The organism is Pseudomonas sp. A-RE-22, from assembly GCF_019956035.1.
Taxonomy (GTDB): domain Bacteria; phylum Pseudomonadota; class Gammaproteobacteria; order Pseudomonadales; family Pseudomonadaceae; genus Aquipseudomonas; species Aquipseudomonas brassicacearum.
This window is the reverse complement of record NZ_JAHBCZ010000017.1, coordinates 1-26,954: the sequence shown is the minus strand read 5'-3', so window position 1 is coordinate 26,954 and position 26,954 is coordinate 1. Positions and strand designations below refer to the sequence as shown.

Sequence of the window (26,954 nt, the reverse complement as noted above, 5' to 3'; positions counted from 1 at the left end):
TGCGATCGCACCCACGCGAATGTGGAGCGATCAATGCCGTTGGCGGACGTAATCCATGAAGGCGTCGATGTTGTCATTGCATAGCAGTGGCGACACCGCCTTGACTTCCGCCATCGGCCACTCCCACCAGGCCGACTCAAGCAGGGCCTGACGCACGGGTTCCTCGAAGCGCCAGCGAATGAACCGGCACGGGTTGCCACCCACCATGGCATAAGGCTCGACATCGCGTGTCACTACCGCTCCGGCCGCGACCACGGCACCATGGCCGATGGTCACGCCCGACAGGATCATTGCTTCAGCGCAGATCCAGCAGTCGCTGCCAATCACCACGTCGCCCTTGGTCGGATTGCTGTCGGGAATGTCCCGGGCTTCGTCGATCATCAATGGAAATGGAAACGTGCTGACCCAGTCGGTACGATGTCCACCGCCTAAAAGGATCTTCACCCCTTGGGCGATCGACGTGTAAGAGCCTATCCTGAGCGTCGTGTCATTGCCGAACTCAATCACCTCGGGAATGCCATAAGTGCCCACCCCGACCTGGTATTTCGGATAGCGCAGACGGATTTTTTCCGGCGCCCTTTCGAGTTTCTCCAGGCGCTTGAGGTGCTTTCGCTCCTTTCGTTCCTTGAGTTTCTGCAAGAACTTCATGATCGGAACCTTGTCATCGGCAATTGCAAGACCAGTCGCTTGAGGCGCTTGAAACTGGTCTTGTTCCAGTGACGCCACGGGATGCTGCGCAACAGTTGCCAGGCTTCTTTCCGGTCCTCGACTACGGCGTACTTCAGCGCTTTGTGCACCAGCACCGTGCGGGCCAACTCGTAGGCGGGGTGGTCCCGATAGGGCTCGATGGCCTGCAAGTCCGACTTGAGCATCAAGCGGTATTTCCTTGATAGGTTATTGGGGTGGCGTCGATAGCGCGTGACGCTGATCGGTAATTCATGGATTTCATAGCCCAGGCGGGCGATCCGCAGGGTGATCTGGAAATCCTGGACCCGCAGCAACGGATCATAAAAACCGGCGTGCTGCAGGGTGCTCATGCGATACAGGGCCGTGGGTGCGCCGATGACCGTGGCGTCGCGCAGCAGATCATCGAAGGTATACACCTGGATGTGATCGCGCCGTTGCTCCTTGATAGTCCGGCCTTCGCTGTCCATATAGATGACCAGCGCGCCGACGAAGCCCACCTGCGGATGCTCGTCCAGGTATTGGGCACGGACCCGGATCGAGTGGGGCAACATCACATCGTCAAGGTCCGGGGTTGCTACATAAGTGCCCTTGGCATGCTTCAGCCCGTGGTTGAGTGCCGCACTGACGCCCTGGTTCTCCTGAGAGTAGAGCTGGAAATCGTAGGTTTGCTGCAACTGCCGGAGCATGGCGAGGCTGTTGTCGGTGGAGCCGTCGTCCACCACGATGACCTCAAGGTGCCGGTAATCCTGGGCAAAGATGCTGTGGATCGCTTCTTCCAGGTATTTCCCGGCGTTGTAGCAAGGGGCCACGATCGACACAAGCGGCGCACCCTGAGGCTCGGTGGCCTGGGAAGAGGCCGGTTCGTTGTTCATTATTCTCTGCCCAAAAGTGGTGGCATGCTGGAAACCTGCCAGGGCATTTTTCCCACTGGCTTTTGTAACTAGCGTGATACCTATGCTCGCTGTTGGATCCCGATCTGACAAGGTTTGGCTCCACAAGGCTTGCGAAACCTGGTGCGGGATGGCCCAAGGCTAGTATTTACGTGCCAATCAAATCATTCCTTCGGCTGATTTGATCAGTGTATAAGCGCTCTAGAGTGCTTACTTCCAGCCAAGACCGTGCAGTCAGAAAAGGGACTCTTATGTTGCAGACTCGCGTTATTCCTCCAGCCGAAGGCGCCTATCAATACCCGCTGCTGATCAAGCGGCTGCTGATGTCCGGCACGCGTTACGAGAAAACCCGCGAGATCATCTACCGTGACCAGTTGCGCTACAGCTATCCGACGCTGATAGAGCGGGTCGCGCGCCTGGCCAACGTGTTGACCGAGGCGGGGGTCAAGGCCGGCGATACCGTGGCGGTGATGGACTGGGACAGCCATCGCTACCTGGAGTGCATGTTCGCGATCCCGATGATCGGTGCGGTGATCCACACCATCAATGTGCGCCTGTCACCGGAACAGATCCTCTACACCATGAACCACGCCGAGGACCGCTTCGTGCTGGTCAACAGCGAGTTCGTCGGCTTGTACCAGGCGATTGCCGGGCACCTGACCACGGTGGACAAGACCCTGCTGCTGACCGACCTGCCGGAGAAAACCGCCGACCTGCCGAACCTGGTGGGTGAATACGAGCAACTGCTGGCCGCCGCCGCCCCCACCTACGACTTCCAGGATTTCGACGAAAACTCCGTCGCCACCACGTTCTATACCACCGGCACCACGGGCAACCCCAAGGGCGTGTACTTCACCCATCGGCAACTGGTGCTGCACACCATGGGCGTGGCGACCATCATGGGGTCTATCGACAGCGTGCGGCTGCTGGGCACCAACGACGTGTACATGCCCATCACGCCGATGTTCCATGTCCACGCCTGGGGCCTGCCCTATGTCGCGACCATGCTCGGGCTCAAGCAGGTTTACCCGGGGCGCTACGACCCCGAATTCCTGGTCCAGTTGTGGCGCAAGGAAAAGGTCACCTTTTCCCATTGCGTGCCGACCATCCTGCAAATGGTCCTCAACGCCAAAGGGGCCCAGGACACCGATTTCGGCGGTTGGAAAATCGTCATCGGTGGCAGTGCCCTGAATCGCAGCCTCTACGAAGCGGCCAAGGCCCGGGGTATCCAGCTCACCGCTGCCTACGGCATGTCGGAAACCGGCCCGCTGGTGTCCTGCGCCCACCTCAACGATGAACTGATGGCCGGCAGCGAAGACGAACGCACCACCTACCGGATCAAGGCCGGTGTGCCGGGCCCGCTGGTGGAGGCGGCGATCGTCGACACCGAAGGGCGCTTCCTGCCGGCCGACGGCGAGACCCAGGGCGAACTGGTGCTGCGCGCGCCGTGGCTCACCGAGGGCTATTTCAACGAGCCGCAGAAGGGCGCCGAGCTCTGGGCCGGCGGCTGGCTGCACACTGGTGACGTCGCCACGCTCGACAACATGGGCTTCATCGACATCCGTGACCGCATCAAGGATGTGATCAAGACCGGTGGCGAATGGATCTCCTCCCTGGACCTGGAAGATCTCATCAGCCGTCACGCGGCGGTACGCGAAGTAGCAGTGGTCGGCATTCCCGATCCGCAGTGGGGTGAGCGGCCGTTTGCCCTGCTGGTGATTCGCGAAGGGCATCAGATCGGGGCTCGCGAACTCAAGGAACACCTCAAGCCGTTCGTCGAGCTGGGCCACTTGAGCAAGTGGGCGATCCCGAGCCAGATCGCCCTTGTTACGGAAATTCCCAAGACCAGCGTCGGCAAGCTCGACAAGAAGCGCATCCGCGTCGACATCACCGAATGGCAGAGCAACAACAGCACCTTCCTGTCCACGCTTTAGGCCTTTTTGCCGTGCCCGAAAGGGCACGGCAGCCCCACCAAGCAAGCGCTTGCCTTGTCAAACCGAAAATTTCAGCCATCCTTGCCGTGCCGACATCTGTCGGCCTGGCGAAAGGACTGTTCCAGAGTGGTTGAGGGCTGCAAATCACACTTTAGAGGGATCAAGCCGTACTACCTGCTGGCTATAGTCCGCTCACGGATTCTCAGGAACGGGGCGCACGCACGAAAGGGCGATGCGACTTCGACGGATGTCGGGACGCTGCCGATCCCAGCCATCGAGGTGTTCTTGAAATGTCCACTGCCATAACAATAATGCACATGGAGTAGCGTCGATGACCTCAGCAACCACGTTCTGGCGCCGGGCAAAACTGCCTCTGGCGGTCAGTCTCGCCTCTTCGCTCGCCGGGCCAGCATTCGGCGTCAGTTTCAACATCGGTGAAATCGAAGGCCAGTTCGACTCGTCCCTGTCGGTCGGCGCGAGCTGGTCCACGGCCAACGCCAACAAGGACCTGATCGGTGTCAACAATGGCGGCAAGGGCTTGTCGCAGACCTCCGATGACGGCCACTTGAACTTCAAGCGAGGGGAAACCTTCTCGAAGATATTCAAGGGCATCCATGACCTGGAACTGAAGTACGGCGATACCGGCGTGTTCGTGCGCGGCAAGTACTGGTACGACTTCGAACTCAAGGATGAAAACCGCCTGTACAAGGACATCAGCGACAACAACCGCAAGGAAGGCGCCAAGTCCTCCGGCGGGCAGATCCTCGATGCATTCGTCTACCACAACTACGCCATCGCCGATCAGCCGGGTTCGGTCCGCCTGGGCAAACAGGTGGTCAGCTGGGGTGAAAGTACCTTCATCCAGGGCGGCATCAACTCCATCAACCCGGTCGACGTGTCCGCCTTCCGTCGCCCTGGTGCCGAGGTCAAGGAAGGCCTGATCCCGGTCAACATGTTCTACGTCTCCCAGAGCCTGACCGACAACCTGTCGGCCGAGGCTTTCTACCAGTTGGAGTGGGACCAGACCGTGGTGGATAACTGCGGTACGTTCTTCTCCCAGCCGGATGTGATTGCCGATGGGTGTACCGATAACCTGCGGGTGCTGAACAAGCGTTCGGCCGTTCCGCTGCCGGGAGTCGTTCTCCCGCTATTGGCGGGCCAGGGCGTCGATATCAACGAAGAAGGCGTGCTGGTACGTCGTGGCCCGGACCGCGATGCCCGCGACAGCGGCCAGTGGGGCGCGTCCCTGAAGTACATGTTCGAGCCGCTGGACACCGAGTTCGGTGCCTACTTCATGAACTACCACAGCCGTGCGCCGATTTTCAGTGCCCAGGGGGCTGCGCAGCAGTTCTATACCGCGGGACCAATCGCGGCACTGCGTCCTCTGATCGTGGCAGGTAACTCCAACTACTTCGTCGAATACCCGGAAGATATCCGTCTCTATGGCCTGAGTTTCTCCACGACACTGCCTACCGGCACGGCGTGGAGCGGTGAGATCAGCTATCGTCCGAATGCGCCAGTGCAACTGAGCACCACTGACATTCTCTTCGCCGGTGTGACGCCGCTTCCCGGTTTTGGCAATGCATCGGTGCTTCAGGGCACTCCAGGCCAAGACCTGCATGGTTATCGCCGTAAAGAGATCACTCAGTTCCAGACCACGTTCACTCACTTCCTGGACCAGGTCATGGGCGCCAGTCGCCTGACCCTGGTGGGCGAAGTCGGGGTGACCCATGTCGGTGGCCTGGAAAGCAAATCCGACGCTCGCTACGGCCGCGATCCGGTGTTCGGGCCGGGTGAGCTGCCCAACGGCTTCTGTAACTCGCTCAATACCTCTACTGCGGCGGGGGGCGGCCAGACCATCAACGACGTGAACAGCAATTGCAACAACGACGGCTTCACCACCGCCACCTCCTGGGGCTACCGTGCGCGTGCCATCTGGGAATACCCGGACGTCTTCGCTGGCGTGAACCTCAAGCCCAACGTGGCCTGGTCCCATGACGTCAAAGGCTACTCGCCAGGCCCTGGCGGCAACTTCGAAGAAGGTCGCAAAGCCGTCAGCCTCGGGCTGGATGCCGAGTACCAGAACACCTACAACGCCAGCCTGGCCTACACCAACTTCTTTGGTGGCGACTTCAGTACCGTGGACGATCGTGACTTCCTGGCGCTCAGCGTCGGCGTGACCTTCTAAGCACCGAATTTCAGGACGACACACTATGAAAATAACAAAGAATCTGTTGCAGGCCGGTGTTCTGGGGCTCTCCCTGCTGGCCGCCAGCGTCATGGCGGCAGTGCCTGCGGCCGAGGCCGATAAACTCGGCAAGAGCCTGACGCCGATGGGCGCCGAGATGGCCGGCAATGCCGACGGCTCGATCTCGGCCTGGAAACCCATGGCCAAGAATGCCGGTTCCGTGGACAGCAAGGGCTTCCTCGCCGATCCATACGCCAGTGAAAAACCGCTGTTCACCATCACCGCGCAGAACGTCGACCAGTACAAGGACAAGCTCGCGCCGGGCCAGTACGCGATGTTCAAGCGTTACCCGGAAACCTTCAAGATGCCGGTCTATCCGACCCATCGCGGTGCCACCGTGCCGGACGAGGTGTTCGCCTCCATCAAGAAAAACGCGGTCAACACCAAGCTGGTCTCCGGCGGCAACGGCCTGGAGAACTTCGAGACGGCCGTGCCGTTCCCGATTCCCCAGAGCGGCGTGGAAGTCATCTGGAACCACATCACCCGCTATCGTGGCGGCAGCGTGACGCGCCTGGTCACCCAGGCCACCCCACAGCCCAACGGTTCGTACAGCCTGGTGTACTTCCGCGACCAGTTCGTGTTCCGCGACAAGATGAAGGACTTCGATCCGGCCAACCCCGGCAACATCCTGTTCTACTTCAAGCAGCAAGTGACCGCGCCGGCGCGCCTGGCCGGTGGCGTGCTGTTGGTGCACGAAACCCTCGACCAAGTGAAGGAGCCGCGTTCGGCGTGGGTCTACAACGCCGGCCAGCGCCGTGTGCGCCGTGCCCCGCAAGTGTCCTACGACGGCCCGGGTACCGCCGCCGACGGCCTGCGTACCTCCGACAACCTGGACATGTACAACGGCGCGCCGGACCGCTACGACTGGAAGCTGGAAGGCAAGAAAGAGCTGTACATCGCCTCCAACAGCTACAAGATCGATTCGCCGCAACTCAAGTACGCCGACATCCTCAAGGCCGGCCACATCAACCAGGACCTGGCACGCTACGAGCTGCGTCGTGTCTGGCACGTGACCGCGACGCTGAAGGAAGGCCAGCGCCACATCTACGCCAAGCGTGACTTCTTCATCGATGAAGACACCTGGCAAGCTGCGGTGATCGACCACTACGACGGCCGTGGCCAACTGTGGCGCGTGGCCGAGGCTCATGCCGAGAACTACTACGACAAGCAAGTGCCGTGGTACGCCCTGGAAACCCTCTACGACCTGCAGTCCGGCCGCTACCTGGCACTGGGCATGAAGAACGAAGAGAAATCGGCCTACGATTTCGGCTTCACCGCCACCACCGCCGATTTCACCCCGAATGCCCTGCGCCAGGACGGCATCCGCTAAACCGCTTTACCCGAGGCCGCATCCTCGAAGAAACGCCCCGACTGGTTCGGGGCTTTTTTTTGCCCAACACAAATCTCCTCGCCACAAAAGCGGCGCCTTCAAGGGCAATCACTTTTGTAGTCTTTTTGTAGCCATTTGTAGCACTCCCTTCAATACCTCATCGTTTACCGCTAGTCTGCGGACATCTGCAACGCCGCCACCCGCATTCCAACAAGAGCCGGCCATGACTGATTTGTCTTCACTTCCGGATTCTGCCCGCGCAGCCATCGCGGTACAGGACGGGCGTTTCTACCGCCCGCCCTTGCCCGACGGCCATGTCGTGCGGCCGCGGTTGTGCGAACGCTTGAGTGCAGGGCTCGGAGGCAGGTTGCTGTTGGTCAGTGCCCCGGCGGGGTTCGGTAAAAGCTCCCTGGCGGTGGAGTTCTGCCAGAGCCTGCCGGCCCATTGGCAAAGCCTCTGGCTGGGTCTCAGTGCCCGGGACAACGATCCCGGCCGCTTCCTGGAGCGGTTGCTCGAAGGGCTCCAGGCTTTTTTCCCGCAACTGGGCGGTCGCGCCCTGGGGCTGCTGAAAATGCGCCAGCGTCATCAACCCTTTGCCTTCGAAGAATGGCTCGATGGCCTGTTGGACGAACTGTCCACGCACTTATCGCCCCATGAGCCCTTGCTACTGGTGCTCGACGATTACCACTTGGCCCAAAGCCCGGTGCTGGACCGCTGCCTGCAATTTTTCCTCAATCACCTACCCGACGGGTTGCTGGTCCTCGTCACCAGCCGCCAGCGCCCGGACTGGCATTTGGCGCGCCTGCGCCTGTCGCGGCAACTGCTCGAACTCAATGAACAGGACCTGCGCCTGACCCATGACGAAGCCTTGACCCTGCTCCAGCACCACAGCAGTTCGTTGCGCGGTGAGGCGCTGGAAAATCTTATCCAGCGCAGCGAAGGTTGGGTGGCCGGGCTGCGTTTCTGGTTGCTTGCCGCCTCCGAAGCCGGTACCGAAGGCCTGCTGCCCCAGGCCTTGCACGGCGGCGAAGGGCTGATTCGCGATTATCTGCTCGAAGAGGTCATCGACTGCCTGCCCGCCGAGGTGCAGGCATTTCTCTACGACACGGCCCCTCAGGAACGCTTTTGCAGCGAACTGTGCGACGCCGTGCGCGAGGCCCATGACAGCGCCGAAATCCTGCGTTACCTGGCGGCCCACCAGGTGTTCCTGGTGCCGCTGGACGAGCACGGCCATTGGTACCGATACCACCACCTGTTCTCCGACCTGCTGCGCAGTCGTCCCAGCGCACCGGCCATGGTCCCGGCGGCTACCCTGCACCTGCGAGCCTGCCGCTGGTTCAACGCTCAGGGCCTGATCGACGAAGCTGTGGAGCAGGCGCTGCGGGCCGGGCATCTGGACGTGGCGGCGAACCTGGTGCAGAACCTCTCGGAGGAGCAACTGCTGGCCGAGCAGAACGTCGGCATGTTGCTGCGCTGGAAAATGGACTTGCCCGACAGCCTGCTCATCAGCACCCCGCGGCTGATCGTGCTCTACAGCTGGGCGTTGGGGCTGGCCTGCCAGTTGGACGCTGCCGAAGAGCTGGCGGCGCACTTGAGTCGTTTCCTGCCGGCTCCCTCGGCCACAGCGCAAAAATCCATGCTCGCCCAATGGCTGGCCCTGAGCGGGATCGTCGCCCGTGGCCGGGGCGACCGCGAGACCACCGTGCGGTATTGCAGCGAAGCTTTGGAGAGCCTGCCGCAAAAACGCTACGGCCAGCGCCTGATGTGCCTGTCCACACTGTCGAACCTGGCGATTGCCGACGGCGACCTGTGGCGCGCCCGGAACCTGAACCGCGATTCCCTGGAGCTGGCGCAGCGGGTCGGTAATCCACTGTTCGAGGCCCTGGCCCATTACGATCGTGCCCGGGTCCTGCAGGCACGGGGAGAGATCCTGCGGGCGCTGGATGAAGTGCACCAGGGCCTGCAACGTTTGCACAAGCTGTCGCCCCAGCGGCTTTATGCGGTACGGGCGCGCTTGATCATGTACGAAGGTTTTTTGCTGACCTTGCGCATGCAGCCCCAGGCCGGCCTTGCGCGGCTGCAGGCGGGCCTCACCGAGGCCCGTGCCTGCCGCGACATCAGCGTGCTGATCGGCCATTGCGTGATCGCGCGTATCGAAGGCTACAGCGGCGAGTTCGCCCGGGCCTTCGCCGAACTGGCGGAAGCCGAGCGCCTGATGCATATCTGGGATGTTCCGCCGATCTACTATCTGGCGATGATCACCCTGGTCAAGTGCGAACTCTGGTTGGCCCAGGGCCGCACCGACCTGGCCGAAGCCTGGTTGGCCCGGCTGGGCCAGACCTACACGGGCGAACGGGCCGCCGCACCACCGGAATTCCACCCGCAACTGCCGCTGCATGTCGAGTTGCAACAGGCGGTGCTGGAGTCCATCCGGGGCCAACCTATACTCGCGCAAGGGCGGCTCGATGCCTTGCTTGAACACGGTCAGCAGAGTGGCCGGCAGATGCTCAGCGTGATGGCGCTCAACCAGAAAGTCGCCTTGCTGCTGAGCATCGGGCGTGAACCCGAAGCCCGTCGCACCCTGGCCCAGGCTTTCGAAGCCGCCAGCGGCGGGGTATTGCAGCCTTTCGAGTGGTTGTTCGGCGAGCACCGTGAATGGTTGCGCGAACAGCTGCTGCAGGCACCGCCCAGTACCTTGCGCGAGCACCTGCTCGAACGCCTGCCCTCGACGGTGGCCCAGCCTGCCGACCCAGCGGCGCCGGTCGAAACCCTCAGCAGTCGCGAGCGGGCGGTGTTGCAGTTGATTGCCCAAGGCTGCTCGAACCAGGAAATCAGCGAGCAGTTGTTTATCTCGCTGCACACCGTCAAGACCCACGCCAGCCACATCAACAGCAAACTCGGCGTCGAGCGCCGCACCCAGGCGGTGGCGCGGGCGAAGGCGTTGGGGTTGTTGGGTTGAGCGAGATTTTGGGAGCGGTGAGAACCCCCTGTGGCGAGGGAGCAAGCTCCCTCGCCACAAAGGCTTTGACAAGGAATCCTTCGATGTTGCCCCGCTACAAAACCATCCAATCCCCCGTCGGCCAACTGATCCTCGTCGCCCGGGAGACACGGCTGGCGGCCATCCTCTGGGAAAACGAGCGGCTCAATCGGGTGCGGCTGGGGCCTTTGGAGGAGGACACCCAGCACCCGGTCCTCAAGGAAACCGAGCGTCAGTTGCTGGAATACTTCGCCGGCCAGCGCCGTCGTTTCGAGCTGAAGCTGGACTTCGCAGGGACTGATTTCCAGATCCGCGTCTGGCAAGCCCTGTTGACCATCCCCTTCGGCGAAACCCGCAGCTACCGCGACATCGCCATCCAGATTGGCCAACCGACGGCGGTTCGGGCGGTTGGCGCCGCCAATGGCCGCAACCCCATCTCGATCATCGCCCCATGCCACCGCGTCATCGGCAGCTCCGGCAGCCTTACCGGCTTCGCTGGCGGCCTGGCGGCGAAGCAGCTGCTGCTCAGCCTTGAAGGCCAGCAGAGCCTGCAATTGGCGTTCTGACCTGCCGACTTCCCTGTGGGAGCGACCTTGCTCGCGATAGCGGAGTGTCAGCTTGCGAAAATACTGATCATGCCGCCGTCATCGCGAGCAAGCTCGCTCCCACAGGTGTTTTTGCATCCGCTCCCACAGGTTTCAGGCTGGTGGGGATTTGGGAGGCCGCATGCGCGTCGGCGGTTGGCCGTTGGCGTTGTGCTGGTAGATCTTCGTGGGCTGGCCCTGTTCATTGAAGAACACCTGGCCAATGCCTGCGCTGTTCCACAGCCGCTCACCGGCTTCGGCGTGTTCCGGGGTGTGGGGGACGATGCGCATGCTGCGGCGCTTGGTGAACCAATTCAAGGGCGAGCGCGGCGAGTAGAGCCAGCGGTTCAGGCGGTCGAACCATTCCAGCAGCGCAGGGGGAAATTCATTCTTGATGCCGCTGCTGGTGATCTGCCAGATGCGTGGGCCACCCTTGCGGTGCGGGATCAATACTTCGTAAACGAAGGAATAATGCACGTCCCCGGACAGCACCACGTAATTACCGGGCGTACGCGAGTGGCGGAAAATATTCAGGATCACCTGGGCAGCACCGCGATGGGCCATCCAGTTTTCCGCATCCACCAGCAGCGGATAACCGCACCAACTGAACACCCGCTGCACAGTCTCGATCAGCTTCACACCGAAGATCGGTGCCGGTGAGACGATGATCGCCGACGGGTGATCCAACAACTCCTGCTGCAACTCGCTCAGGGCTTCCCAATCCAGCAGGCCGGAAGGCTGCTTGAGGTTGTTCTCGCTGCGCCAGCGGCGGGTGCGGGTGTCGAGCACCACCAGGGCCGGGGTGCTCGGCAGCACGTAATGCCATTGCTGGAAAGCCAGCAGGGTGTCGATCAGTTGGTCCTGGGGTTCGCTGTCGAGGTAACGATCCCGGGCGGTGTCGCTCAGGGCCAAGGTTTGCGGGAGCACGTCAGCGAAGGCATCCGGGTTGTTGCCCCAGCCCTGGCAGAGCATGTAGGCGATCAACGCATTACCGATGATGCGTTTGGAGAACGGATGGCCGTAGGCCGTTTCCTCCCACTGCGCAGACAGGTTCCAGTCATCGGTAATGTCGTGGTCGTCGAAAATCATCAGGCACGACAGGTGCGCAAACACCCGCGCCACACCGCCCAGCCCGGTCTTGAACGCATCGATGCGCTGCTGTTCCAGGTCGTAGCGCTGGCGCCGTTCGACGGTCAGTTCGGGCGGTTGCACCGTGATCAGCGTCCAAGGCACGGGTGACCACACCAGTAGGTACATCGCCATGACCTCGGCGAAAGTCACCAGGTGATTGTCGGCGCTGCTGCTGGTGAAAATCGGCTTGCGGGCCCCGCCGAAAAATCGCTCGCGCAGGGTTTCGTTACTCTCAAGTGCCGGCAGCAAATCGGCACGATGGTAATAACTGGCCGGGTGCTGATAGAGCTTGGCGCTGTCTTCCACCACGGCACCGTCCAGGCATTCCTCGAACAGCCCCAAGCGTTCGATCAGCGCATGAATCGCCCGCAACATGGGCCCGGCGACGTCGTCGGCATAGACCTGGTCGCCGCTCATCATCAGCAATGCCGGGCGCTGCTCCGGGGTTTGCGCCAGCAGCCGGTCGACGCAGAGCAGGCCGTCGTTGGCTGGGTAGTGGGGTTTGCGGCAAGAGCCGTGGACCAGTTGCTCGATGCGCGAATGCAACATGAAATTCGGGCACGGTGCGCCGTCATACAGCAGATGCGGCGCCCATTCGGCGATGGGCGCGCCGTCCACCAGCAAGTCGTAGTCAATCGTCACATCCCGGGGCAGGGGGCTGTCGAGCCGTACATCGATCAGGTGTACAAAAGCCTGCTGCCCCACCGGCACCACGGTGCAGCACGTCGCATCCAGTGCACGATCGCCCACGCCGGCCACGCGCAACGTCAACGCCAATGCTCGCGTACCCACCAGCCACATCACCAGCCGCGAGGGCTCCAGCCGTCGCAACAGTGGGCCGACCAGGACGGCGGGCAGGGCGGTGGTATCGGCGGTGGACGGCAGCATTCGCGAGTAAAAGCTCTGTTCAGGGAGAGGCGGGGATCATAACGCAATGTGCCGGGTTGCTGGGGACGGTGGATTCAACGTGGATGACCGCTTTTGTGGCGAGGGAGCCTGCTCCCTCGTCACAGGGCCGTGCTATACCTTGTTACATCACTGGGCCTTGTTGGAAGCCTCAGCCGCCTTGATCAGGTCCGGCCCGATCTCCTGTTCAAACTTCGCCCACACCGGCTTCATTTTTTCGCGCCAGGCGTTACGCTGCTCTGGTGTGAGGGTAATGATCTCGGTGGTCTTGGCGTCCAGCACATGCTGCTTGTCCTGCTGGTTGAATCGCTCCGCTTCCTGGTTGGCATGGGCGGTGGATTCGACCACGATCTTGTCCAGTTCGCTGCGGATATCCGGCGGCAGGCCGTTCCAGAAGTCCGAGGTGGTGATCAGCATGTAGTCGAGTATGCCGTGGTTGGACTCGGTGACGTATTTCTGCACTTCATTGAGTTTCTGGTTGTAGAAGTTCGAATAGGTGTTTTCCGTGCCGTTGACCAGACCGGTGCGCAAAGCCTGGTACACCACCGAGAAGATCATCGGTTGCGCCTTGGCGCCCACGGCCTGGAACTGTTCCTGCAGCACCGCGGAGGTCTGTATCCGGAACGCCAGGCCGCGGGCATCCTCGGGGGTGCGCAGCGGCTTGTTGGCCGATAGCTGCTTCATGCCGTTGTGCCAATAGGCCAGGCCGGTGATGTTCTTGCTTTCCATGGACTTGAGCAGCTTCTGGCCCTCGGGGCTGCGCTGGAAACGGTCCACGGCGGCGATGTCGTTGAACAGGAAGGGCAAGTCGAACAACTGCACCGACTTGGTGTACTGATCGAACTTGGCCAGCGACCGCGCAATGATCTGCACTTCCCCGAGGAGCAAGGCTTCCAGCTCCTTGTCATCGCCATACAGCGTGGAGTTTGGGTACACCTCCACCTTCACCTTGCCCGCCAGTCGTTCATCCACGAGCTTCTTGAACATCAACGCGCCCTGGCCTTTGGGCGTTTGTTCGGCCACGACATGGGAAAACTTGATCACGATCGGTTCCGCCGCCGTGGCCGTGCCCAACGCACTGAAGGCCAGGGTACAGGCGAGCGTTATCCACATAGGTTTGAGCATTGCCGGATTTCCTTATGCATGTGTCGACGGTGCATTAACCACACCAGGAGCTGCACCTGCGGAGTGATGAGCCAGTGCCTTCGCTCCGCAGGTCTGTGTTCGGTTGGGCTTAACTCATCCCCAACCAGTTCGGTAGCACCAGCGAGATCCACGGCACATAGGTAATCAGCACCAGGAACGCCAGCAGAATCATCAACCATGGCATGGCGGCGCGGATGGTGGCGGGCAGGGACATGCCGGTCACCGCCGAGGTGACGAACAGGTTCAATCCCACTGGTGGCGTGATCAGGCCGATCTCCAGGTTCACCACCATGATGATGCCCAGGTGGATCGGGTCGATGCCCAGCTTCATGGCGATGGGGAACAGGATCGGCGCCAGGATCAGGATGATCGCCGAAGGCTCCATGAACGCGCCCGCGACCAGCAGCACGATGTTCACCACCAGCAGGAAGGTCACCGGCGTCAAGCCGGCATCGATCACCCATGCGGTGATTTGCTGCGGCAGTTGCTCGGTGGTCAGTACGTGGGCGAAGAGCATGGCGTTGGCGATGATGAACATCAGCATGATGCTCAGCTTGGCCGACTCCAGCAGCACTTTCGGCGTCTCACGGAACGTCAGGTCCTTGTAGACGAACAACGCAATGAACGCCGAATACACCGCCGCCACCGCCGCTGCTTCGGTGGGGGTGAACATCCCGGAGTAAATCCCGCCGAGGATGATGAACATCAGCAGCAGGCCCCAGATGGCCTGGCGTGCCGTGCTCAACCATTCACGGAGCGTCGCCCGGGGCAGGGCTGGGAGGTTTTTCTTCACTGCGACGATGTAGATCGCCACCATCAGGAAAAAACCCAACAACAAGCCGGGAATCACACCGGCCATGAACAGCTTGCCCACCGAGGTTTCGGTCGCCGCGGCATACACCACCATCACGATCGAGGGCGGAATCAGGATGCCCAGGGTCCCCGCGTTGCACACGATGCCTGCGCCAAACGCCTGTGGATAACCCGAGCGCACCATCCCGGCAATGGCGATGGAACCGACCGCTGCCACTGTCGCGGGGCTTGAGCCCGACAACGCCGCAAACAGCATGCAAGCCAGCACCGCCGCAATCGCCAGGCCGCCACGGATATGCCCGACGCAGGCGTTGGCAAAGTCGATCAGCCGTCGTGCCACACCGCCGGTAGTCATGAACGCACCGGCCAGCAGGAAGAACGGAATCGCCAGCAACGTGTAGTGCTCGGACGTTTCGAACAGCTTGATCGCCAGTGAGCGCACCGAGTCGGGGCTGAAGAAAATGATGGTCAGCGAACCGGCCAACCCCAGCGATATGGCAATGGGCACGCCGATGAACATCAGCACGAACAGCGCTATGAACAGGAAGGCAATGGTCATGGCTTGTCTTCCTCATGTTCGGTCAATTTGATGGCTTCGGCCGCTTCATCGGCCAGGCCCAGACCGGTCTGGCGGTTGCGCAGGATCCGTACGAGAATTTCCGCGAAACGGATAAACACCAGGGCAAAACCGACTGGCACGATCAACCCGACATGCCACTGCATGATGCCGAAATGGCCGAGATCCTCGGCGCCGATCTGGGCAATCATCAACGTGTTGATCCATTCGAAACTCGCCACCGCCAGCAGCCCGGCATAGCCAAGGCAGCACAGGCAAGCAATGACGCCGATGAAGCGCTGCACCGGTTTGCTCGCCAGTTTCACCAGCGCATCGACGCCGATGTGCCCGGCCGTGCGCACGCCGTACGACAACCCGAAAAAGATCAGCCAGCCAAACAGGGCCTTGGTCAGCGAATTGCTCCAGGTCATTGCCTGGGCCATGGACATGATGCTGTCGCCCGCGGCGAACAGCGGCTCGCTGGCGGCTGACCAGTGGTCGCCAAGGCTGTAGAACACGCTGTAGAGGTTGTTGAGCACCACGTAGACGAATGTAACCAGCGTCATGGCGGCCAGAAGGAAGGCGATGAAACCTTCCTCGAAGTGTTCCCAAATGCGCCGAAGGGCGTTCATGGACGACATCTCCTGTAGGGGACGACTGGCCGGTGCTACCAGGACAGCGGCACCGGCCAACCCATCACTGGGCCTTGTTGGAGGCTTCGGCGGCTTTGATCAGGTCAGTGCCGATATCATCTTCGAACTTACTCCAGACGGGCTTCATCTTGTCGCGCCATGCGTTACGCTCTTCAGGCGTGAGGGTCATGATCTCGGTGGTCTTGGCGTCGAGGATGCGTTGCTTGTCGTGCTGGTTCAGCTGTGCCGCTTCCTGGTTTACATGGGTGGTGACTTGCGCGACGATCTTTTCCAGTTCGCTGCGAATATCCGGCGGCAGGCCGTTCCAGAAGGTGGTGTTGGTGATCAGCATGTAGTCGAGTACACCGTGGTTGGATTCGGTGATGTACTTCTGCACTTCATGCAACTTCTGGCTGTAGATGTTCGAGTAGGGGTTTTCCGCACCGTTGACCACGCCGGTCTGCAAGCCCTGATAAACCTCGGCGAAACTCATCTTGCGCGGGTTGGCGTTCACCGCCTTGAATTGCTCTTCCAGTACCGCCGATGCCTGTACGCGGAACTTCAGGCCACGAGCATCCTTGGGTTCACGCAGGGGTTTGTTCGCCGACAGCTGCTTCATGCCGTTGTGCCAATAAGCCAGGCCGGTGATGTTCTTGCTTTCCATGGATTTGAGCAGCTTCTGGCCTTCAGGGCTCAACTGGAAACGGTCCACGGCGGAGATATCATCGAACAGGAACGGCAAGTCAAACAACTGTACGGTCTTGGTGTATTGCTCGAACTTGGCCAGTGACGGCGCGATCATCTGCACGTCGCCCAATAGCAGGGCTTCCATTTCCTTGCCATCGCCGAACAGTGAAGAGTTGGGGTAGACCTCGACCTTCACTTTGCCTGGCAACCGTTCTTCCACGAGTTTCTTGAACAGCAGCGCGCCTTGGCCTTTTGGTGTTTGTTCGGCGACCACATGGGAGAACTTGATCACCACCGGATCTGCCGCCATGGCCGTGCTCATCGCACTAAGGGCCAATGTGCAAGCGAGCGCTTTCCAGATAGGTTTGAACATTACGGGCTTTCCTCTTGTTTTTAGTATTTTCGTGCGGGCTCATTCAAAACACAGCGCACGGCGGAACAGTGATGAGTCTAGGCAGAAAAACAACTTGTCGGGGACGGTTAACGGGAAAACTGTCATTCGGAGGTACGTCTCGACAGGTTGCGCTAGAGCCTTCCTTGCGCCGGGCTGAAACATCACAAACGGTGATTTCGAAAGGTTTCAGCCAATAACCGTGCCTGGGACAGGAAACCGTAAAGGGTCGGTGATGGCTACTGGCTTTCAATCTTGCGCCAGCGCTTATTGGATCCATGGTGCGAGCAGGTCTGCTAGGCTATTCGTCCAGGATAAAAACCTCATGGAGAGGGCAGAATGTTTACATTCGACACGTTGTGGAAAAGCCATCCGCAGATATTTGGTGATGCCGCGCCTTGCAGAACCAATGGAGCCAAGAACTTCAGTGACCAATGCGCGATCAACCTCGGCGTGGCCCTGCGTCGCGCTGGTGCAGACATGAGTCAGCTCAAAAGCGTGCGACATTGCTGGCAACACCCCAAGAGCGACGGGCACATATTGGCCGCCGAAGAGCTCGCCAAGGCCTTGAGCCGCGCCAAGATTCCTGGCTTGCAGGCCATGAAGACCATTAAAAGCGAAGAATTCGAAGAGACCCTGAGCGGGCAGCAGGGCGTTATTTTCTTCAAGGACTTCTGGCGTCGGGCAAACGAAACCACGACCAACCGCAGCGGCGATCACATCGACCTGTGGAATGGCCGTCGCCTGACGGATTGGCTGAGCTACCCACGTATACAAATGGGTTTTTCGATCGAAGGCACGTTCTCGGACTTTCACGATTCCAAGGACATCTGGTTCTGGAAAGTCATATGAACGTCATCAAGGAAACTTTGTTTGTTCTCCTGATCATCGTGTTGGCGGTCGGTACATTTAATTTGGCATTCATGGCCGTTGGTAGTTATTTCGGGCCGTTCTATGAGAGCGAAGCAGACCAGAGCCGCAACTTTGCGATCTGGTTGTTTGGCAATGTCGGGGTGGTGGTCGTGGCTGCGACGGTGGGCATTGTCTGGAGTCGACGGCGCAAACCTCGAATCTAGCCAGGCAGCCAAAGTCAGCACAAAATCTGTGACAGGGAGTCCACCCTCCGCAGCCACCGCCTCCCACAGTTTTTGATTGCGGCTATTCACAAGTTCGGCGTTCGCCAGAGATCCCTGTGGGAGCGAGCCTGCTCGCGATGACGGCGGCACAGTCAACATCACCGCCGCTGACACACCTCTATCGCGAGCAAGCTCGCTCCCACAGTTTTGATCCCAGGTGTTCACGAATTCTGCGCTCACCACAGTCCCCCTGTGGGAGCGAGCTTGCTCGCGATGCCGGCGGCACAGCCAACATCACCGTCTCAGACAGACCGCTATCGCGAGCAAGCTCGCTCCACAGTCGCCCATCCCCTGGCCCACGTCTTCAGCCTTCAAGGCACTACGTCGTCTGCGGCAAGTGGTCTCACTTCAGGCTGCGTGGTATGACGACATTTTAGAATTTTGCTCATGGAAATAACCTCTTCTTCGCGGAAAACCTCGTGCGTACGCAAGTTTTATTGCGTTTAAGGGGTTGACAGTCCACCAAGAACGTCAGAATAATCCGCATCGTTGTATGACGACATACAAATAAACAATAACAACATTGGTGTTCCTCCCCATGAGAATCACAGGCGTTCACGTCGACGTTTTTTCCACCCCTTCGCGCCGTGCCCAGGACAGCGCCGGCCATGCCCATCCCGGCGATGAGGTCATGATCAAGATGGCTTTGCTGCGAATCGGTTGCGACGATGGCTCCGAGGGCTATGCCTTCGGCCCGCCTGAGTTGATTCGGCCGCACATCATCGAGTCCTTCGTGCGCAAAGTGCTGATCGGTCGCGACCCGATGGATCGCGAGAGCATCTGGCAAGACCTGGCACACTGGCAGCGCGGCAGTGCCGGGCAGTTCACCGACCGGGCGCTGGCGCTGGTGGAGCAAGCCTTGTGGGACTTGGCCGGGCGTGCGCTCAAGCTGCCGGTGCACAAGTTGATTGGCGGCTATCGTGACAAGGTTCCGGCGTACGGCTCGACGATGTGCGGCGACGATTTGCCGGGTGGGTTGTCGACGCCGGACGAGTACGCTCAGTTCGCCGAGAAGCTGGTCCAGCGCGGCTACAAGGCCATCAAGTTGCACACCTGGATGCCGCCGATTTCCTTCGCCCCCAACCCGCAGATGGACATCCAGGCCTGCGCCGCCGTGCGTGAGGCGGTCGGCCCCAACATCGCGTTGATGCTCGACGGTTACCACTGGTACAGCCGCATGGACGCGCTGACCATCGGCAAGGCACTGCAGGAACTGAATTTTGCCTGGTTCGAAGAACCGATGATGGAAGACTCGGCCGAGTCCTATGCCTGGCTGGCGGCCAACCTGGATATTCCAGTGCTGGGCCCGGAAAGCATCGCCGGCAAGTTTCACAGCCGCGCCAGTTGGGTCACCCACAAGTCCTGTGACATCCTGCGTGCCGGCGTGGCCGGGGTCGGTGGTATCGGGCCGTGCCTGAAGGTGGCGCACTTGGCTGAGTCGTTCGGCATGGATTGCGAAGTCCACGGCAATGGCGCGGCGAACCTGGCGGTGGTCGGTGCCATCAGCAACTGTCGTTGGTACGAGCGTGGCCTGCTGCACCCGTTCCTCGACTATGAAGAAGTCCCGGCGCACCTCAACAGCATCGTCGACCCGATGGATGCCAACGGTTTTGTGCATCTCTCCGATCGGCCAGGGTTGGGCGAAGACATCAACTTCGCGTATATCGAGGCCAACACCCTGTCTCGACATTGATCCTGTTCCACGCCTGAGGCTGATGGCTGCCCGGGCGACAAAGTCTTTATAAATATAAGAAAGGACTGAACCATGAATCTCTGGCCCAAGCGCCTGACCAGGCTGCTATGTGTCGCCGTGGCCCTGTGCGCAGTGCAGGTGCCCGTCAGCCTGGCCCAAGGCGAAACGCCCCCCGACCAATTGGTGGTGGGCATGAGCATGATCAACCTGCTGTCTCTGGACCCCGCTGCGGCCACCGGCCTGGAGGTCGCCGAAGTCAACGCCAACGTCTATGACATGCTCCTGGAGCAGGACGCGGCGCAGCCGGACACGCTGATTCCGGCCCTGGCGAAAACCTGGGAAGTCAGCCCCGACCGCATGCGCCTGACGTTCCAGTTGCGCGACGACGTGCGTTTTCACTCCGGTGCGCCACTGACCGCGCAAGACGTCGCCTGGTCATTGCAACGGGTGGTCACCCTCAACCGCGCCCTGGCTTCAACCTGGAAAGCCTACGGCTTCACCGCCGACAACGTCGTCAAACTGATGCGTGCCGAAGGGCCGCACACCTTTGTCATGGAGCTGCCCCGCATTACCGACCCGATGCTGGTGCTCAATACCCTGGCGACCTCTCCTAGCGCCTTCATCATCGATCGCTCGGTCGCCTTGCAACATCAGGTCGGCGACGACCAGGGCGCTGCATGGCTGGCGACGCACACGGCCGGGTCCGGCGCGTTCAAGCTCGACATCTGGCGGGCCAACGACGTGATCCTGATGAGTCGTCATGACGACTATTGGCGCGGCCCCGCGAAGTTGCGCCGGGTGATCATGCGCAACATGACCGAGTCCCAGGCACTGCGCCTGATGGTCGAGCGCGGTGACCTGGACGTCGCCCGGGGCATGGCCGCCACCGACATCAAGGCGCTGGGCAAGGTCGAAGAAGTGCGCATCCAGAGCATCGCCCGCGGCACGCTGTATTACGTGGCGATGAGCATGCAGCAACCGTTGTTCCAGGACATCCGCGTGCGCCAGGCCATCCGCCTGCTGATCGACTACCAGGGCATCAACGATGTGGTGATGCCGCACTACGGCGTGATCAATCAGCGGCCGTTGCAACTGGGGCTGCCTGCACGCCTGGAGGATCCGGGCTATCGCCTGGATGTGGCCGAGGCCAAGCGCCTGCTGGCGGCGGCCGGACATGCCGAAGGCTTCAAGGTGACCATCCGTTCGCTGACCGATCCACCGTTCATCAACATCGCCACCAGCCTGCAAGCGACACTGGCCCAGGCGGGCATCCAGGCGACGATCATCACCGGCACCGGCAACCAGATCTATGGGGCGATGCGCGACCGCCAGTTCGACATCCTCGTCGGTCGTGGTGGCGGCGGGGCGGAGCGTCATCCGCACTCGAGCCTGCGGGCCCTGGTGTACAACCCGGACAACCGCACCGAAGCCAAGCTGAGCAACTTCCAGGGCTGGCGCACCTCGTTCTTCAGCCCGCAGCTCAATCAACTGATCGAGCAAGCCGAGCGCGAGCGTGACCCCGAGCACCAGCGCGAAATCTACGCGCAGATCCAGACCCTCTACGACCAACAGGCCGGGGCGATCATGCCGGTCTCACAGATGGTGGACGAAGTGGTGATCCATGCGGATGTGCGCAACTACATTGGCCACACCGCCGCCACCACGCGTCTTCGGGACGTCTACAAGCAGCGCTGAAATCGACGGCCACAGGGCCAAGGCAGGAATGAACATGTCGACTGCATCCTTTTCAATCTGGACCACCCGGGCCGCTTCGGCGACCCGACGCGGCGGCTCGGTGGCGGTGACGTTGCTGGGGTTGCTGCTACTGACTTTTTTCATCGGACGAGTGATGCCCCTGGACCCGGTGCTGGCCATCGTCGGCCCGGACGCCGACGCCTCGGCCTACGCCCAGGTGTACAAAGAGCTGGGCCTGGACAAACCGTTGTGGACCCAGTTCGCGATCTACCTCGGCGACCTGTTGCACGGTGATTTCGGCATGGCCTTGCTGACCGGCAACCCGGTCATCACCGACATCGCCCGGGTCTTCCCGGCTACGTTGGAACTGGCGACCCTGGCCATTCTGTTCGGCGTGTTGGCGGGCCTGCCGCTGGGTGTCTACGCCGCGACTCATCAGGGACGTGCCGGTGACCATATCGCGCGTCTGATTACCCTGTTCGGTTATTCCACACCGATTTTCTGGATCGGCATGATGGCTTTCCTGGTGTTCTACGCCTGGCTGGGTTGGGTCGGTGGCGTCGGGCGCATCGGCCTGGCCTATGACGGGCTGATCCCGAGACACACCGGGCTGTTGTTGATCGACACCGCCTGGTCCGGCGACTGGGAGGCCTTTCGCAGTGCGTTGCGCCACATCCTGCTGCCGGCGGTAATCCTCAGCTTCAACTCGGTCGCCTACATCAGCCGCATGACCCGCAGCTTCATGCTCGAGCAGCTGTCCCAGGAATACATCATCACCGCCCGGGTCAAGGGTTTGTCCCAGCGACGCATCGTCTGGGGTCATGCGTTCGGCAACATCCGCGTGCAGTTGCTGACCATCGTCGCGCTGGCCTACGGCGGCCTGCTGGAGGGCGCGGTGCTGATCGAAACCGTGTTCGCCTGGCCGGGCTTCGGCCAGTACCTGACCAGCAGTTTGCTGCTCGGTGACATGAACGCGGTGATGGCCTGCGTGCTGTTGATCGGCCTCATCTTCGTGACGCTGAACCTGATCAGCGACGCGCTGTACAAGATCTTCGACCCGAGGACTCGCTAATGAACCTGCCCCTGGCTTCCAGCGCACCCGCCGCCGCGCTGCCCGCTTCCAGTACCGCAGCGATGGCCGCCAGCACCTTGCGCCTGCTGCGTTTCCTGCTGCGCAACCCGATGACCTTCGCCGGCCTGGTCGTTGTCTCGACCCTGATGCTGGTCGCGGCTTTTGCTCCCTGGATCGCCGGCCACGATCCGTTGCTGCAGAACCTCGCCGGCGCGTTGCAGGCACCCAGTAGCGCGCACTGGTTCGGCACTGACGAATACGGTCGCGATGTGTTCGCCCGGCTCGTCTACGGCTCGCGCATCACCCTGTACATCGTCTTGCTGGTGACGGTGATTGTCGGCCCCATCGGCCTGCTGGTCGGGACGGTTTCCGGTTACTTCGGTGGCTGGGTCGACAGCCTGTTCATGCGCATCACCGACATCTTCATCTCGTTCCCCAGCCTGGTCCTGGCGCTGGCGTTCATCGCCGCCCTCGGCCCGGGGCTGGAGCACGCAGTAATCGCCATCGCACTCACCGCATGGCCGCCGATTGCCCGGCTTGCCCGCGCCGAAACACTGCCGTTGCGCAACGCCGACTTCGTCGTCGCGGTACAGCTCCAGGGTGCATCCAGTACCCGGGTCATCCTGCGGCACATCATTCCAATGTGCCTGTCGTCGGTGATCATCCGCCTGACCATGAACATGGCGAGCATCATCCTCACCGCCGCCGCCCTGGGCTTTCTCGGTCTCGGCGCCCAGGCACCGTTGCCGGAGTGGGGCGCGATGATCTCCACCGGGCGGCGCTACATGCTCGAAAGCTGGTGGCTGGTGGCGGCGCCCGGTGCGGCGATCATGCTGGTCAGCCTGGCTTTCAACCTGTTGGGCGACGGCTTGCGCGACGTCCTTGACCCCCGCAGCCAATCCTGAGGACAGCCCCATGACTGAGATAAAACTTGCGGTACAGGACTTGTGCGTGGAGTTTCGCAACGCCGGCAAAACCTCCCTGGCGGTGCGTGACGTGTCGTTCACCCTGGGCCGGGAAAAACTCGCCATCGTTGGTGAATCCGGCTCGGGCAAATCCACCGTCGGCCGCAGCCTTTTGCGTCTGCATCCGCCGACCGCGCGGGTCACCGCCAAGACGTTGCGCTTCGCCGACATCGACCTGTTGGCCGCCAGCGAAAAGCAGATCCAGGCGATTCGCGGCGCGCGCATGTCGATGATCATGCAAGACCCAAAGTACTCGCTGAACCCCGTGGTGCGGGTCGGCGAACAAATCGCCGAGGCCTACCTGGCCCATCACAAAGTGCCCCATCGCGAGGCCCGCGAACGCGCCCTGGACATGCTCGCCAAGGTGCACATTCGCGACCCTCGGCGGGTCTATGAACTGTACCCCCACGAGGTCTCGGGCGGCATGGGCCAGCGGATCATGATCGCCATGATGGTGATCACCGATCCCCAGGTGATCATCGCCGACGAACCGACTTCGGCGCTGGACGTGTCGGTGCGCCGCCAGGTGCTCAACGTGCTGGAAGAGTTGGTCAGCGAGCGTGACCTGGGGCTGATTTTCATCAGTCACGATTTGAATCTGGTGCGGCATTTCTGTGACCGCGTGCTGGTGATGTACGCCGGTCGCGTGGTCGAGTCGATTGCCGCCGCCGACCTGGGTAACGCCACCCATCCTTACACCCAGGGCCTGTTGGCCGCATTGCCGAGCCTGGACCATCCACGCGCCACGCTGCCGGTGCTGCAGCGCGACCCACACTGGTTGAATGCTTGAGGAGCCTGTCATGAGCATGATTGAAATCGCCGGCCTGAACCTCAGTTTTGGCTCCGGCGCGGCACTGAACGCGGTACTGCACGACGTCGATTTGAGTGTCGCCGAAGGCGAGGCATTCGGCCTGGTGGGGGAGTCCGGTTCGGGCAAGACCACCGTGCTGCGCTGCCTGGCCGGGCAGTACCAGCATTGGAACGGACAACTGCGGGTCGCAGGGCAAGCCGTGACCCGCAACCTGCCGCTGAATCACTACCGCACCGTGCAGATGGTGTTCCAGGACCCGTATGCCTCGTTGCATCCGCGCTACACCGTCGATGCCGCGTTGCAGGAACCGCTGCGCATCCACGGCATCGACGGGCGTGCGCAGAAGGTCAGCGAGATCCTGCGCAAGGTCGGCTTGAACGACAGCTTCCGCTTTCGTTATCCGCACCAGTTGTCCGGCGGTCAGCGCCAACGGGTGGCGATTGCCCGTGCGCTGATCCTGCGTCCCCGGGTGCTGTTGCTGGACGAGCCGACCTCGGCGCTGGATGTCTCGGTGCAGGCGGAGATCCTCAACCTGCTGGCCGACTTGCGTCGCCAGGAAGGGCTGACCTACCTGATGGTCACCCATGATCTGGCGGTGGTGGCGCACCTGTGTGATCGGCTGGCAGTGATGCAGCAGGGCAGGGTGGTGGAGACGCTCGACAGTCACCTGCTGGCGAGCGACGGCGCTGTCCATGCGTACACCCGTTTGCTGGTGCAAGCCAGTCGCGACATACAGCGTGTACCCATCGCTGTCTGAGTTTTTTAACTGACGAGTTGTACTTGTTTTAACCCGTAAAAGACGTTGAGCCCCAGGTATCAATGCCGCGCACGCGCTCGCCTGTGATTTGGCGTTTACCCCAACTAACTATTAAACCAACAAGAATAAAAAACATGAAAAAGTCCCTCGTAGTTCTGTCCATCGCTTCGTTGTTCACGTCGGTTGTTGCACAGGCCGATACCGGTTATATCAACGTACGCCATCAATATGCGGAACAGTCGCGCATGCATGCCGACCGCGCCAAGTTCGGCATGCGGCTGGACAACGGCATTGGGTTGGAAGGTGAACTCAAATACAAGACCGCCGGTGATCGCGAAGACGTCGCCTTCGACAACACCGTTGGCAGCGGCCATGAATTCACCGTCAACTACCAGCACAAGATCGATGACCGCTGGACGCTGACGCCCTCGTTCGCCATGGAGAGCGATGAGGAATCCACCACCTACAAATTGGGCATGCGCCTGGGCTACAAGATCACCAAGGAACTGAGCATCGCCGGTCGCTACCGCTACGATTCGTCCAAGCTGGACCGTGACAAGGTTGATCATGACGTGCCGGACAACGGCCAGGACGATCAGAAAATCAATCGCTACGACGTCTACGTCAACTACGCCGATCAAGGGCCGTGGGCTTATGAGTATCAACTGACGTACTTCGATGCCAACTACATCCGTTATAACGGCGGCACCGATGACTATGAACAGAATGCCGTGGTCAAGTACAAGTGGGATAAGCGCTGGGCACCGTTCTTTGAAGTGGGCGATATCAAGGTCAACTCGGTCGACAGTGATCGCCAACTGCGCCTGCGGGTCGGCATTCAATACAACTTTTTCTAAGTTGTGGTAGCACTGGGATCAACTTGTGGGAGCCGAGCGTTCACAGATCAGGCGTTCACCATAGATCCCCTGTGGGAGCTGAGCTTGCTCGCGATGGCGGTGTGTCTGTGCCAATGATGTTGTGGATGTATCGCCGTCATCGCGAGCAAGCTCGGCTCCCACACTGGTTTTCGAGCGTTCACAGATCAGGCGCTCACCATAGTCCTCTGTGGGAGCTGAGCTTGCTCGCGATAGCGGTCTGCCTGTGCCGATGATGTTGAATGTATCGCCGTCATCGCGAGCAAGCTCGGCTCCCACACTGATTTTCGGGCGTTCACAGATCAGGCGCTCACCCTAGATCCCCTGTGGGAGCTGAGCTCGCTCGCGATAGCGGTCTGCCTGTGCCAATGATGTTGAATGTCTCGCCGTCATCGCGAGCAAGCTCGGCTCCCACACTGGTTTTCGAGCGTTCACAGATCAGGCGCTCACCATAGTCCTCTGTGGGAGCTGAGCTTGCTCGCGATAGCGGTCTGCCTGTGCCGATGATGTTGAATGTATCGCCGTCATCGCGAGCAAGCTCGGCTCCCACACTGATTTTCGGGCGTTCACAGATCAGGCGCTCACCCTAGATCCCCTGTGGGAGCTGAGCTCGCTCGCGATAGCGGTCTGCCTGTGCCAATGATGTTGAATGTCTCGCCGTCATCGCGAGCAAGCTCGGCTCCCACACTGATTTTCGAGCGTTCACAGATCAGGCGCTCACCATAGCTCCCCTGTGGGAGCTGAGCTCGCTCGCGATAGCGGTCTGCCTGTGCCGATGATGTTGAATGTCTCGCCGTCATCGCGAGCAAGCTCGGCTCCCACACTGGTTTTCGAGCGTTCACAGATCAGGCGCTCACCATAGCTCCTCTGTGGGAGCTGAGCTCGCTCGCGATAGCGGTCTGTCTGTGCCGATGATGTTGGATGTATCGCCGTCATCGCGAGCAAGCTCGGCTCCCACACTGGTTTTCGAGCGTTCACAGATCAGGCGCTCACCATAGCTCCTCTGTGGGAGCTGAGCTCGCTCGCGATAGCGGTCTG

The 26,954-nt window shown here is 60.9% G+C and carries 21 protein-coding genes; 14 read left to right on the top strand and 7 right to left on the bottom strand.

Annotated elements, in window-relative coordinates; translation table 11 throughout:
• Nucleotides 1-30: 30 nt before the first annotated feature.
• On the bottom strand, nucleotides 31-648 hold the full coding sequence (locus KGA89_RS10550; RefSeq protein ID WP_223471492.1) for a CatB-related O-acetyltransferase: 618 nt from the start codon (nucleotides 646-648) through the stop codon (nucleotides 31-33).
• Nucleotides 645-1,559: a glycosyltransferase family 2 protein gene (locus tag KGA89_RS10545; RefSeq protein WP_223471491.1), complete on the bottom strand. Its 915-nt coding sequence runs from the start codon at nucleotides 1,557-1,559 to the stop codon at nucleotides 645-647. Before KGA89_RS10545 ends, KGA89_RS10550 begins: the two co-directional genes overlap by 4 nt.
• Nucleotides 1,560-1,828: 269 nt before the next feature.
• Here KGA89_RS10545 and KGA89_RS10540 point away from each other — a divergent pair, with 269 nt between their 5' ends.
• The 5 genes from KGA89_RS10540 (at nucleotide 1,829) to KGA89_RS10520 (ending at nucleotide 10,632) form a co-directional block, all read left to right on the top strand.
• A complete protein-coding gene (locus KGA89_RS10540; RefSeq protein ID WP_223471490.1) occupies nucleotides 1,829-3,511 on the top strand; it encodes a fatty acid--CoA ligase in 1,683 nt (560 codons plus the stop codon).
• A gap of 331 nt (nucleotides 3,512-3,842) precedes the next feature.
• On the top strand, nucleotides 3,843-5,699 hold the full coding sequence (locus KGA89_RS10535; RefSeq protein WP_223471489.1) for a DUF1302 domain-containing protein: 1,857 nt from the start codon (nucleotides 3,843-3,845) through the stop codon (nucleotides 5,697-5,699).
• Between the two features lie 25 nt (nucleotides 5,700-5,724).
• On the top strand, nucleotides 5,725-7,089 hold the full coding sequence (locus tag KGA89_RS10530; RefSeq protein ID WP_003197892.1) for a DUF1329 domain-containing protein: 1,365 nt from the start codon (nucleotides 5,725-5,727) through the stop codon (nucleotides 7,087-7,089).
• Between the two features lie 223 nt (nucleotides 7,090-7,312).
• Nucleotides 7,313-10,048, top strand: coding sequence for a LuxR C-terminal-related transcriptional regulator (locus KGA89_RS10525; RefSeq protein WP_223471488.1), 2,736 nt, complete (start codon nucleotides 7,313-7,315; stop codon nucleotides 10,046-10,048).
• An 83-nt stretch (nucleotides 10,049-10,131) separates the two neighbouring features.
• On the top strand, nucleotides 10,132-10,632 hold the full coding sequence (locus tag KGA89_RS10520; protein ID WP_223471487.1) for a methylated-DNA--[protein]-cysteine S-methyltransferase: 501 nt from the start codon (nucleotides 10,132-10,134) through the stop codon (nucleotides 10,630-10,632).
• 132 nt (nucleotides 10,633-10,764) lie between these two features.
• On the opposite strand, the gene KGA89_RS10515 is transcribed toward KGA89_RS10520, so the two are convergent.
• The 5 genes from KGA89_RS10515 to KGA89_RS10495 form a co-directional block, all read right to left on the bottom strand.
• Nucleotides 10,765-12,669, bottom strand: coding sequence for an alkaline phosphatase D family protein (locus KGA89_RS10515; protein ID WP_013692282.1), 1,905 nt, complete (start codon nucleotides 12,667-12,669; stop codon nucleotides 10,765-10,767).
• 147 nt (nucleotides 12,670-12,816) lie between these two features.
• The gene (locus tag KGA89_RS10510; protein WP_003197900.1) at nucleotides 12,817-13,812 is read right to left on the bottom strand and encodes a TRAP transporter substrate-binding protein; all 996 of its coding nucleotides are present in this window, start codon (nucleotides 13,810-13,812) and stop codon (nucleotides 12,817-12,819) included.
• A 109-nt stretch (nucleotides 13,813-13,921) separates the two neighbouring features.
• Complete coding sequence (gene dctM / locus KGA89_RS10505) at nucleotides 13,922-15,205, bottom strand: C4-dicarboxylate TRAP transporter large permease protein DctM (protein WP_003197901.1); 1,284 nt, start codon at nucleotides 15,203-15,205, stop codon at nucleotides 13,922-13,924.
• The gene (locus KGA89_RS10500; protein WP_223471486.1) at nucleotides 15,202-15,834 is read right to left on the bottom strand and encodes a TRAP transporter small permease; all 633 of its coding nucleotides are present in this window, start codon (nucleotides 15,832-15,834) and stop codon (nucleotides 15,202-15,204) included. The genes dctM and KGA89_RS10500 overlap by 4 nt, the downstream gene beginning before the upstream one ends.
• 64 nt (nucleotides 15,835-15,898) lie before the next feature.
• Nucleotides 15,899-16,894, bottom strand: a complete 996-nt coding sequence (locus tag KGA89_RS10495) for a TRAP transporter substrate-binding protein (protein WP_411740629.1) — start codon at nucleotides 16,892-16,894, stop codon at nucleotides 15,899-15,901.
• A 357-nt stretch (nucleotides 16,895-17,251) separates the two neighbouring features.
• On the opposite strand from KGA89_RS10495, the gene KGA89_RS10490 reads away from it, so the two are divergent.
• From KGA89_RS10490 to KGA89_RS10450, 9 genes are all read left to right on the top strand, one after another.
• Nucleotides 17,252-17,764 (top strand): type VI secretion system amidase effector protein Tae4, encoded by a 513-nt coding sequence (locus KGA89_RS10490; protein ID WP_003197908.1) that lies wholly within the window; start codon nucleotides 17,252-17,254, stop codon nucleotides 17,762-17,764.
• Nucleotides 17,761-17,988, top strand: coding sequence for a hypothetical protein (locus KGA89_RS10485; protein WP_003197910.1), 228 nt, complete (start codon nucleotides 17,761-17,763; stop codon nucleotides 17,986-17,988). Before KGA89_RS10490 ends, KGA89_RS10485 begins: the two co-directional genes overlap by 4 nt.
• Before the next feature lie 598 nt (nucleotides 17,989-18,586).
• A complete protein-coding gene (locus KGA89_RS10480; RefSeq protein WP_223471485.1) occupies nucleotides 18,587-19,741 on the top strand; it encodes a mandelate racemase family protein in 1,155 nt (384 codons plus the stop codon).
• Nucleotides 19,742-19,813: 72 nt separating this feature from the next.
• Complete coding sequence (locus KGA89_RS10475) at nucleotides 19,814-21,436, top strand: ABC transporter substrate-binding protein (protein WP_223471484.1); 1,623 nt, start codon at nucleotides 19,814-19,816, stop codon at nucleotides 21,434-21,436.
• A gap of 34 nt (nucleotides 21,437-21,470) precedes the next feature.
• A complete protein-coding gene (locus tag KGA89_RS10470; RefSeq protein WP_223471483.1) occupies nucleotides 21,471-22,508 on the top strand; it encodes an ABC transporter permease in 1,038 nt (345 codons plus the stop codon).
• Nucleotides 22,508-23,413: an ABC transporter permease gene (locus tag KGA89_RS10465; protein WP_013692287.1), complete on the top strand. Its 906-nt coding sequence runs from the start codon at nucleotides 22,508-22,510 to the stop codon at nucleotides 23,411-23,413. The genes KGA89_RS10470 and KGA89_RS10465 overlap by 1 nt, the downstream gene beginning before the upstream one ends.
• A 10-nt stretch (nucleotides 23,414-23,423) precedes the next feature.
• Nucleotides 23,424-24,263 carry an ABC transporter ATP-binding protein gene (locus KGA89_RS10460; RefSeq protein WP_013692288.1) on the top strand — a complete coding sequence of 280 codons (840 nt, stop codon included), beginning with the start codon at nucleotides 23,424-23,426 and terminating at the stop codon, nucleotides 24,261-24,263.
• Between the two features lie 10 nt (nucleotides 24,264-24,273).
• Nucleotides 24,274-25,041 carry an ABC transporter ATP-binding protein gene (locus KGA89_RS10455; protein ID WP_028237158.1) on the top strand — a complete coding sequence of 256 codons (768 nt, stop codon included), beginning with the start codon at nucleotides 24,274-24,276 and terminating at the stop codon, nucleotides 25,039-25,041.
• 134 nt (nucleotides 25,042-25,175) lie between these two features.
• The gene (locus KGA89_RS10450; RefSeq protein ID WP_013692290.1) at nucleotides 25,176-25,898 is read left to right on the top strand and encodes an oligogalacturonate-specific porin KdgM family protein; all 723 of its coding nucleotides are present in this window, start codon (nucleotides 25,176-25,178) and stop codon (nucleotides 25,896-25,898) included.
• Nucleotides 25,899-26,954 lie beyond the last annotated feature (1,056 nt).